Genomic DNA, 9,421 nt, shown 5'->3' on the forward strand with positions numbered 1-9,421 from the left:
CAGCGCCACCGCCAGCCCCACGCCCTCGCGCACCGCCAGGGACGCCTGAGCCACGCAGGCCGCCAGGCGCGCGTTGGAGAGCGTCTCCCGTGCCGCATCCAGCGCCCGCAGCAACGGCACCCCGGCGCCGCCGAGGATGGCCAGGGTCGAGGCGAAGCGGGCCGTGTCCACCCCCAGCACGAAGCGCCCCACCAGCGGCAGTCGCAGCACCCGCGTGTGCCAGGCCAGGCGCGCCGCCGGGTTCTGCAGGTAGCGCCGCCAGCCCCAGCCGGCGGCCACCAGGGCCGCCGCGCAGGCCAGGCCCCAGGCCCGCACGAAGTCGCTGGCCTGGAGCATGGCGTGGGTCAGGCCCGGCAGGTCCTGGCGTGCCTGGGAGAAGGCGCTGACCACCTGGGGCACCACGAAACCGAGCAGGAAGATCACGATGCCGATGGACACCACCCCCACCACCGCCGGGTAGATGAACGCCGTCAGCACCTTGCCGCGCAGGGCGTTGCGCTCCTCCACGTAGTCCGCCAGGCGCTCCATCACCTGGGCCAGGTCCCCGGACTCCTCGCCCGCCGCCACCAGCGCGCGGTAGATGGCGGGAAAGTCCCGTGGCCGCGCGCCCAGGGCATCGGCCAGGCGCACCCCGCTGCGCACGTCCGCCCGCACCGCCTCCAGGGCCTCGGCCACGTGGCGCCGTTCGGCCTGTTCCAGTGCCGCACTCAGCGCCGCCTCCAGGGGCATGCCGGCGCCCAGCAGGCTGGCCAACTGGCGGGTGGTGCCGGCCAGTTCGGTCTCCGACAGGCGCGGTGCCAGCCAGCCCGCCGTTGCGGCTGGCGCCGCCGGGGCCACCTCCAACGGCACCAGGCCGCGCCCGCGCAGGGCCGCCAGGGCCCCGCGCTCGCTGTCGGCCTCCAGCACACCGGTCTCGATGCGCCCGCCTGCATCGGCGGCTTCGTAGCGGTAGCGTTGCACGTCCATGTTCAGGTGTCCCGGGTCACGCGCAGGATTTCCTCCCGCGTGGTGGTGCCGTCGACCACCCAGCGCTCGCCGTCGTCGCGCATGCTGGCCATCCCCGCTGCCCGCGCGGCCTGGCGCAGCACCTGCTCGGCGGCGCCCTCGTGGACCAGCGCCCGCGCGCCGTCGTCCATCACGAACAGCTCGTGGATGCCGGTGCGCCCGCTGTAGCCGGTGTGGTTGCAGGCCGTGCAGCCCACCGCGCGCCAGCCCCCGGGCTGCAGCGGATCGGGCGCCTTGCACTGCGGGCAGAGCCGCCGCACCAGGCGCTGGGCCAGCACCCCCAGCAGGCTGGAGGCCAGCAGGAAGGGCTCCACGCCCATGTCCACCAGGCGGGTCACCGCGGAAACCGCGTCATTGGTGTGCAGCGTGGCCAGCACCAGGTGCCCGGTGAGAGACGCCTGCACGGCGATCTGCGCCGTCTCCAGGTCGCGGATCTCGCCGATCATGATGATGTCCGGGTCCTGCCGCAGCAGCGCCCGCAGGGCCAGGGCGAAGGTCATGTCGATGCGTGCGTTGACCTGGACCTGGCCGATTCCCGACAGGTCGTACTCCACCGGGTCCTCCACGGTGAGGATGTTGTGCACGCTGGCATCCAGCCGGGCCAGGGCGGCGTACAGCGTGGTGGTCTTGCCGGAGCCGGTGGGCCCGGTGACCAGCACGATGCCGTGGGGCTGGCGGATCAGTCCGTCCAACTGCGCCAGCAGCCCCGGCGCCATGCCCAGGCGCTCCAGGCTGAGGCGCCCGGCCTGCTTGTCCAGCAGGCGCATCACCACCCGCTCGCCGTGGCCGGTGGGTACCGTGGAGACGCGCACGTCGATGGGCCGGCCGGCCACCCGCAGGGCGATGCGGCCGTCCTGGGGCAGGCGTTTCTCGGCGATGTCCAGTTGCGCCATGATCTTGATCCGCGACACCAGCGCCGGGTGCAGCGCCTTGCGCGGCGCCACCACGTCGCGCAGGGTGCCGTCCACCCGGTAGCGCACCACGGCGTGGCTCTCGAAGGGCTCGATGTGGATGTCGCTGGCACCGTCCCGCGCGGCCTGGGTCAGCAGTGCGTTGATCATGCGGATCACCGGCGCGCCGTCTTCCGCCTCCAGCAGGTCGGTCACCTCGGGGATGTCCTGCAGCAGGCGGTCCAGGTCCACCTCGCTCTCCACCGCGCCCACCACAGCCGCCGCACTGCCGGTGTCGGCGTAGGCCCGTGCCAGGGCCTGCTCCAGCTCGGCGTCGCTGACCGGCTGCAGCCGCGCCCCGGCGAACCGCCGCAGCGCCTCGCCGATGGCCCAGCCGGGAGTGGCCTTGCTGATCAGCAGCACCGGCTCGTCCGCGCCGCCCTCCAGCAGCACCCGCTGGGCCCGCGCCCAGGCATAGGGCAGGCCGCTCACGGCTGCTCCCCCGGGGCCAGCGGCACGGCACGCATCGGCCTGGGCTGCGCGGGCGGCATGGCCTGGGTGGCGGGTGGCAACTGCGGCGCCTGCATGTCGTCGAGGGACCAGCGCCGCACCGGTTGCAGCGCGCCCTGGGCGCGACGGATGTAGTCGTAGCGGTTGAGGGTGATGCCTTGGCCGGTGGCGGCATCGCGGACGATGTAGGGCCGCAGGAACACCATCAGGTTGGTCTTGCTGCGGGTGCGCCGGTCACTGCGGAACAGCGCCCCCACGCCCGGCAGCGCCGAGAGCCCGGGGATGGCGTTGCTGGTCTCGGTGTAGCCGTCCTGCAGCAGACCGCCGAGCACCATGATCTGGCCGTCGTCGAGGAGGATGCTGGTGTCGATGGCGCGCTTCTGGGTCACCGTGCCGGCGTCGCTGGAGGCGCGCTCGTCCACGCTGCTGACCTCCTGGTAGATGTCCAGCTTCACCGTGCCGCCCTCGGAGATCTGCGGGCGCACGTTCAGCCGCAGCCCTACCTCCTCGCGCTCGATGGTCTGGAACGGGTTGTTGCTGTTACCGCCGCCGTTGGTGACGTAGTTGCCGGTGACGAATGGGATGGTCTGGCCGACGAAGATGCTTGCCACCTCGTTGTCCAGGGTCAGCAGGTTCGGCGTCGACAGCACGTTGGTGCCGCCCTTGGCCTTCAGCGCCCGGGCCAGCACCTTGAGGTCCAGCACCCGGCCGACACCGGGGATGTCCACCCCGCCGGCGGCCTTGCCGATGTTCAGCCCGCCGGGCAGCACGTCCAGGCTGTTGCGCGCGGTGGTGGTGAGGCCGGAGCCGCCCAGCCTGGCGCCGCCGAACCAGCCGTTGGCCAGGTCGCCGGCCTGCCACTGGATGCCGAACTCGCTGGCGTCGTCCTCGCTCACCTCGACGATCAGGCTCTCGATCACCACCTGGGCGCGGCGCTGGTCCAGCAGGTCGATCACCTCCCGCAGGCTGCGGTACAGCGGCTCGGGCGCGGAGATCAGCAGGGTGTTGGTGGTGGTGTCGGCCTGCACCGTGGCCCCCCCGGCGGAGAACGCCACCGGCGCTTCCACCCCATGGGCCTGGCTGCTGCCGGTCGCCGTGGTGGCCGTTGCCGCCTGGCTGCCGCTGCGGGACGCGCTGCCCGTACCGGCGGTCTGTCGCGAGCTGCCGGCCTGGCCCTGGCCACCCAGCTCGCCGCCGTTGAGCCGCTCGCGGGTGCCGTCGCTCTGCCCGCCGGCCTCCGCCTCGCCGGTGAGCAGCCCGCGCAGGGCCTGGGCCAGTTTGTTGGCCTGGGCGTTGCGCAGGTACACCACATGGAGGTTGCTGGGGTTGCCCTGGGCGCTGTCCAGGCGGTCGATCAACTGCCGCGCCAGGGCCGTGCGCTCCGGGCTGGCGGTGCGCAGGATGACGCTGTTGGAGCGCGGGTCGCCCACCGCCCAGACCTTCTGCCCGGCATCGCCGCCGGGGGTGTCCATCAGCTCGCCGAGCATCGCGGCGATGTCGGTGGCGATGCCGTTGCGCACCGGCACCACGTCGGTGTCCACCGAGCCCGGCACGTCGATGTTGGCGATGATCGCCGCCACGCGGTCGAGGTTCTCCGCGTAGTCGGTGACCACCACGGTGTTGTTGCCGGGGTAGGCGTTGATCGGGTTGTTCGGCGAGACGATGGGCCGCAGCACCGGGATCAGGTTCACCGCGTTCTCGTACTGCAGGCGGTAGGTGCGGGTGATCATGCCGTTGCCCGCCGCGCGGTCGCCGTCGCCCACCGGGCCGCCCAGCAGCTTGGCGTCCGCCTCGGGCACCACCTGGCTGACCTCGCCCGCCTCCACCACCGAGTAACCCTGCATGCGCAGCGCCGCCAGCAGCATCCCGTAGGCGGTCCTTGCCGGCACCGGCCCTTCCGAGACCAGAGTCAGTTGACCCTTGACCCGGGGATCGGCGAGGAACTGCCGGCCGGTGGCGCGGGACAGCGCCCGCAGCACCGCCGGGATGTCCGCTTCGACGAAGTTCAACTGCACCGGCTGCTCACCCAGGCCGGGTGCCCCGCTGCTCGCTACCGGTCGTGGCGCCGACGGCCCTGGCGCACGGGCCTGGCGCGCCCGTGCCTCGCGTTGCTGCTGTTCCAGCTGGGCCTGGCGCCGCTGGCGCTCGGCCAGGGTGTCCACCGCCGGCCCCGGCGCCACCAGCGGGCGCCCCAGTTCGCTGGGGGCCGGCAGCACCGGCGGCACCTGAGCGCCGCCCTGGCTGCAGGCGGCCAGCGCCGCCACCAGGCCGAGCAGCACCGGGCCTTGCCAGCCCGAATTATTACGCATTGTCATTTTATTCCCCTGTGCCTGGCGCCCTGTCCAATTCGATGACACCCGTGAGCCGGCCTTCCGCCGTCTCTCCATCGCCTTCGCCATCCCGCCGCAGGCGGACTTCGCGCACCCGCACCGGCACGCTGGGCAAGCCGCCCAGCAGCCACTCCATCAGGGCCGGCGCCGGGGCGCCGTCCAGTTGCACCTGCCAACGCCCCGCTTCGCCGCCGAGGCGCACGTGTTCCGTCAGCCCGGCCCGCTCCAGCGTCTCGCGCAGGCGGGCGTCGGCCTCTCCGAGGGGCTGCGCCTGGCCCACGCCCGCCTCCGCCAGCACGGTTTCCAGGGTCTGCGCCTGGGCCCGCAGGCGCGGCAGTTCCGCGTGCCAGTGGTCGATGCGCTGCAACGCCGGGTCCACCAGGGCGAACCACAGCAGCAACGGCGGCAGCACCAGGGCCGCCAGGCGCAGCACGCGGCGCTCGCGGGGGGCCAGCCGCTGCCAGGCCTGGCGCGCCTCGTCGTAGCGCTGCTGCAGGGCTTCACGGTTCATCGCGGCGGGCCTCCGGGGCCGGTGCGCGGCGCAGGGTCCAGCCATCGGCCACGGCCTCGCCCTCCAGGCCCACCGGGGCCAGGGTCGCCTGCCAGTCGGCCGGCAAGGGGCTGGCGCTGCGCGCCGGGCGGAGCAGGTGCAGGGTGCCGTCGGCGTAGTCCAGCCCTTCCAGGCTGCCGGCCGGCAGTGCCAGGGCCAACCCGGCCTGACGCAGCAGGCTGTCGAAGCCGTCCGCCCCCGGTGCCTGCCCGGCCAGGCGGGCGTCGCGCTGCTGGCGGGCCTGCTGCAGTGGGTTGAGCACCACCGGCACCTGTGGGAAGGCCTGGCGCACGCGCTCGCTCATCTGCCGGCGCAGGGCCTGGCCCTGCTCAGCGAGCTGCGCCGCGTAGAGGTTCAGGCCCAGGGTCCAGACCAGCGCCGCCAGGGCGCAGCAACCCAGGGCCCGCCCCCAGCGCGCTGTGCCGTCTTGGCTGGGGGCGGCACCGGCCGCCAGGTCGAGGGTGCCGGCCGGCCCCTGCCAGGCGTCTTCGGCGGGCAGCATGGCGGCCCCTTCGGGGCCGCCTGGCCCCAGCCAGTGCCAACGGGCCGGATCGGGCTGCTCGGCCAGGGCCAGCGCCGGCAGCGGGTGTACCCAGCCGTGGTCCGGCCCACCGCGTGCAACCAGGTGGCCGTCCAGGCACTGGGCGCTGACCTGGCCGGGCGGCGGCAGCGGCAGGAAGAACGGTGCCGGCACCAGGCGGAAGCGAACCCCCGCCAGCAGGCGTTGCAGCCGTGCCAGTGCCGGGCGTGCCAGCCAGGCCAGTTGCACCTGCCCGTCGGCCTCGCGGGGGCCATGGGCCAGGTGCAGGGCGTCGCGCCCTTCCAGGGCCAGGCCGTCCAGGGCACAGGCGGCCGCGGCGGCCAGGCGTGGGGCCGGCAAGGGCGGCAGCGCCACCCGCGCCAGCAGGCTGTCCTCGGGGTGCAGGCGCAGTTCCAGGGGCGCGCCCCGCAACGTGGCGGCCAGCGCCGGGAGCGCCACCGAGCAGGGCACGGCCTGTCCGCGTGCCTCCAGCCAGAAGCCCTCCAGCACGCTGCCCGGCTCCAGCAGGCGCAGGGGCGGCAGGGCCAGACGCAGGCGACGCTTCATGCGCCCACCCGCGACCAGACCACCCGCGCTGCGCCGTCCTCGGGGCGGAACAGCAGAGCCTCCAGCGGCCACTGGCGGCTGCCGACGCGAACCTGGCCCTGCAGGCGGAACCATTCACTGGTGATGCCCAGGCGCACCTGCTCGGTGTCCAGCTGCGGCAGGCGCAGGCGATTGAGCAGGTCGCCGCTGTTGATGAAGCCCTGGCCCCGGTCACGCTCGGCCACCAGGGCGCGGGCCCGCTCCAGGCCGAGGCCGGGCACCCGCGCGGCGATCACTTCGGCCGGCGCGGTGTTGCCGTTCACCCAGCCAGGCAGTGGCAGAACGGTGACGAAGGGCGCCAGCCGCGCCAAGGCGCGGGGCTCCACCCCCGGCGCGCTGGCCAGGTCTTCCAGGCTGCGCGGGCGCGGCAGGCGGGCCTCGCCGTAGGCGGCCAGCAGGCGCTGTTCCAGGGCAGCGAGGGTTGCCGGGGCGACGCCGAGGCTGGCCCCCAGGCGCTGGAAGGCGGCCTGTTCCACCGGGTCGAGCTGGCCCTCGTGCACCAGGCTGGCGAGGTTGAACAGGCCCTGCTCGTCCAGCAGGCGCCCGTCGAAGGTGGCGCTGTCGGTCAGCGGCAGTTGCCAGCCACGGGCCCAGCCTTGGTCCAGGCGCGTGGCCGGGTCCTGCTGCCAAGCCTGGCGCAGGCGCTGCAGGCCGAGGGCCGTGGCGCTGCGGGCCACCCACTGGGCCGTCTGGCGCTCGCCTTCACCCTCCGCCAGGCGCACCAGTCGCGCCTGGCGCGCCAGCAGGCCGGCGGCGATCACCGCCACCAGCGCCGCCACCAGCAGCGCGCTGATCACCGCCATGCCCCGTTGCCGGCCCACGTTCAGAGCTGCCAGGAGCCGATGTCGGTGCTCACGCCCTCGCCTTCGGGCTGGCCGTCGGCCCCCAGGGAGAACACGTCCACTTCGCCGTTGGCACCCGGGTTGAGGTACTGGTAGGGCCGGCCCCAGGGGTCGTTGGGCAGGCGTTCGAGGTAGGCGCGCCAATTGCTGCTGGCGGCGTCGGCAGGCTTTTCCACCAGCACCTTGAGGCCCTGGGCCTGGCTGGGGTAGCGGCCCTGGTCGAGGCGGTAGAGCTTGAGGGCCTGCATCAGCCCGGCGATGTCCTGGCGGGCGGCAGTGGCGCGGGCCTGGTCCGGCCGGTCGAGCACCTTGGGCACCACCATCGCGGCAAGGACCCCGAGGATCACCACCACCACCATGATCTCGATGAGGGTGAAGCCTCGCTGGGAGGCCAGGCGCACGCCATCCATATCCGTTACTCCTCGCTGCAGTCCTTGCCGGTCGGCGGGCTCTTGCCCGATCAGATGCAGCGGATTGTTCCAAGCGGATATGTCAGACCGATTGAAAATCCTCGGGAGCTTGGCGGCCCCGGCAGCCCTGGGACGCGGCTTCCGGGGCTGTGCCTGGCGCCAGGGAGCGGCCTTCTCCTGAGCATTGGTCGCCGTTTCGTCAGCTACCCCGGCTAGGGTCGCGGGCACAGCCTGGAGAACGCGCGATGACCCGATTCCCCCGCCGCCACGTGGCCGGCTTCACCCTGGTGGAAGTGCTGGTGGCCCTGGCCATCGTCGCCGTGGCCATGTCGGCAGCGGTGCGCGCCGCCGGGGTGGCGACCCAGGGCAGCGGCCTGCTGCGGGACCGTTCGCTGGCATTGCTGGCGGCACGCAGTGAGCTGGCCGAGGTGCAGTTGCAGGGCCGCCTGCGCGGCGGCCGCGAGGTGCGCGACTGCGACCAGGGCCGGCTGCGCCTGGTCTGCGTGCGCGAGGTGACACGGGACGGCGAGCTGTTCAGCGTGCGCCTGGAGGTCCACCCCCGGGACGCCGAAGGGCCGCCATTGGCCCGCCTGAACGCACGCCTGCCGGTGTCGGACGCCGGGGCGGTGCGCCCATGAGGCGCTCAGCGCAGGTCCGGCAGCTCCGGCCCCCGGGCCAGGCGCGGAATGGCCAGGCGCTCGCGGCGCTCGCCCCGGCGGATGACCACGGCATCGGGTTCGATGGCCTCCAGCCACACGCCCTCGGCCAGCCGCTCACCAACCAGGAACGGCTGCGGGCTGCCGCCGTCCACGGCGAGGATCGCCACCCGCCCGCGCGGGCCGGCGAACAGCCCGGTCACCTGCAGGGTGACGCTGTCGCTGCGCCGGGCGAACCAGCGGGCCGGCTGTTCCGGCACCGCCACCTGCGGGGCCATGGTGCTGCTGGCGCGGGCCTCCAGGGGCGGCGGGTCGCTCAGCAGCAGGTACCAGGTGGCCAGGCCCGCGAGGGTGGCGAGAATGGCGGCGCCCTGCACCAGGGCGGCGGGGTCGGGTCGGCGGGTCCAGTGCATGGGGCGGTCCTCCCTGAGGTCAGGCAGCCGACCCTAGCAGGCGATCTTCACGGTTTTGTGTCACGGGCTCGGGGTTTCACCCTGGTGGAGCTGATGGTGGTGCTGGTGGTGATCGGCATCGCCAGCGCCGCCGTGGGGTTGAGCATCCGCCCCGATCCGGCGCGCCTGCTGCGGGACGAGGCGCGGCGCCTGGTGCTGGTGCTGCAAGTGGCCCAGGACGAGGCCCGCAGCAGCGGCGAGGTGATCGCCTGGGAGGCGGACGAGCGCGGCTACCGCTTCCGCCGCCTGGGCGCACCGGCCGGTAGCGCCCTGGATGGCGACGCCACGCTGCGCCCGCGCCCTTGGCAACTGGCCGGCGCGCGGGTGCGGGCGACCCCGCCCCGGCTGCTGCTGGACGCCGAATGGCTGGGCAGCCCGGCACGGGTGGAATTGTCCGACGGGGTGAACCGGGTCGCCCTGGTGCGCGGCGCCGACGGCCGCCTGGAGCTGGAATGATGGCGCGCCAGCGGGGCTTCACCCTGATCGAGGTGATGGTGGCGATCCTGCTGATGGCGGTGGTGGCACTGATCGCCTGGCGCGGCCTGGACAGCGTCAGCCGGGCCGACGAGCACCTGCGCCTGGCCACGGAGCGGGACGACGCCCTGCTGCGGGCGCTGAACCAACTGCAGCGGGACCTGGACCAGCGCGCC

11 protein-coding genes are annotated in these 9,421 nt (G+C 73.9%); 3 read left to right on the forward strand and 8 right to left on the reverse strand.

Features of this window, described 5'->3' with window-relative positions:
• From A7D27_RS26080 to gspG, 7 genes are all read right to left on the reverse strand, one after another.
• Positions 1–960, reverse strand: a 960-nt coding sequence (locus tag A7D27_RS26080; protein ID WP_069566593.1) for a type II secretion system F family protein, incomplete at its 3' end; no start/stop codon positions are given.
• An 8-nt stretch (positions 961–968) separates the two neighbouring features.
• Positions 969–2,387 (reverse strand): type II secretion system ATPase GspE, encoded by a 1,419-nt coding sequence (gspE, locus tag A7D27_RS26085; RefSeq protein ID WP_069566585.1) that lies wholly within the window; start codon positions 2,385–2,387, stop codon positions 969–971.
• A complete protein-coding gene (gspD, locus tag A7D27_RS26090) occupies positions 2,384–4,714 on the reverse strand; it encodes a type II secretion system secretin GspD (protein WP_069566586.1) in 2,331 nt (776 codons plus the stop codon). The genes gspE and gspD overlap by 4 nt, the downstream gene beginning before the upstream one ends.
• 7 nt (positions 4,715–4,721) lie before the next feature.
• A complete protein-coding gene (gspM, locus tag A7D27_RS26095; protein WP_069566587.1) occupies positions 4,722–5,246 on the reverse strand; it encodes a type II secretion system protein GspM in 525 nt (174 codons plus the stop codon).
• Entirely contained in the window at positions 5,236–6,372 is a 1,137-nt protein-coding gene (gene gspL, locus A7D27_RS26100) for a type II secretion system protein GspL (protein WP_069566588.1), read from the reverse strand. Before gspL ends, gspM begins: the two co-directional genes overlap by 11 nt.
• A complete protein-coding gene (gene gspK, locus A7D27_RS26105; protein ID WP_069566589.1) occupies positions 6,369–7,214 on the reverse strand; it encodes a type II secretion system minor pseudopilin GspK in 846 nt (281 codons plus the stop codon). The genes gspL and gspK overlap by 4 nt, the downstream gene beginning before the upstream one ends.
• 20 nt (positions 7,215–7,234) lie before the next feature.
• Entirely contained in the window at positions 7,235–7,663 is a 429-nt protein-coding gene (gspG, locus tag A7D27_RS26110; protein WP_069563046.1) for a type II secretion system major pseudopilin GspG, read from the reverse strand.
• A gap of 245 nt (positions 7,664–7,908) precedes the next feature.
• Here gspG and gspI point away from each other — a divergent pair, with 245 nt between their 5' ends.
• Positions 7,909–8,301 (forward strand): type II secretion system minor pseudopilin GspI, encoded by a 393-nt coding sequence (gspI, locus tag A7D27_RS26115; RefSeq protein ID WP_069566590.1) that lies wholly within the window; start codon positions 7,909–7,911, stop codon positions 8,299–8,301.
• Between the two features lie 5 nt (positions 8,302–8,306).
• Here the strand turns inward: gspI and A7D27_RS26120 are convergent, their stop codons facing one another.
• The gene (locus tag A7D27_RS26120; RefSeq protein ID WP_069566591.1) at positions 8,307–8,732 is read right to left on the reverse strand and encodes a type II secretion system protein N; all 426 of its coding nucleotides are present in this window, start codon (positions 8,730–8,732) and stop codon (positions 8,307–8,309) included.
• Positions 8,733–8,789: 57 nt separating this feature from the next.
• Between A7D27_RS26120 and A7D27_RS26125 the strand changes: the two genes are divergently transcribed.
• Both A7D27_RS26125 and A7D27_RS26130 read left to right on the forward strand, forming a co-directional pair.
• Positions 8,790–9,227, forward strand: coding sequence for a GspH/FimT family pseudopilin (locus A7D27_RS26125; protein WP_069566592.1), 438 nt, complete (start codon positions 8,790–8,792; stop codon positions 9,225–9,227).
• Positions 9,224–9,421 (forward strand): type II secretion system protein J (locus tag A7D27_RS26130; RefSeq protein WP_170832329.1); only part of this gene is annotated, 198 nt, incomplete at its 3' end. The genes A7D27_RS26125 and A7D27_RS26130, both read left to right, overlap by 4 nt.

The sequence above is a fragment of the Pseudomonas sp. 1D4 genome (assembly GCF_001728925.1).
Classification (GTDB): Bacteria; Pseudomonadota; Gammaproteobacteria; order Pseudomonadales; family Pseudomonadaceae; genus Metapseudomonas; species Metapseudomonas otitidis.

Bases quoted from the DNA above. Each gene is read 5' to 3' on its own strand.
- gspD (WP_069566586.1), bottom strand. From the start codon at position 4,714: ATGCGTAATAATTCGGGCTGGCAAGGCCCGGTGCTGCTCGGCCTGGTG.
- gspM (WP_069566587.1), bottom strand. From the start codon at position 5,246: ATGAACCGTGAAGCCCTGCAGCAGCGCTACGACGAGGCGCGCCAGGCC.
- gspL (WP_069566588.1), bottom strand. From the start codon at position 6,372: ATGAAGCGTCGCCTGCGTCTGGCCCTGCCGCCCCTGCGCCTGCTGGAG.
- gspK (WP_069566589.1), bottom strand. From the start codon at position 7,214: ATGGCGGTGATCAGCGCGCTGCTGGTGGCGGCGCTGGTGGCGGTGATC.
- gspG (WP_069563046.1), bottom strand. From the start codon at position 7,663: ATGGATGGCGTGCGCCTGGCCTCCCAGCGAGGCTTCACCCTCATCGAG.
- gspI (WP_069566590.1), top strand. From the start codon at position 7,909: ATGACCCGATTCCCCCGCCGCCACGTGGCCGGCTTCACCCTGGTGGAA.
- A7D27_RS26120 (WP_069566591.1), bottom strand. From the start codon at position 8,732: ATGCACTGGACCCGCCGACCCGACCCCGCCGCCCTGGTGCAGGGCGCC.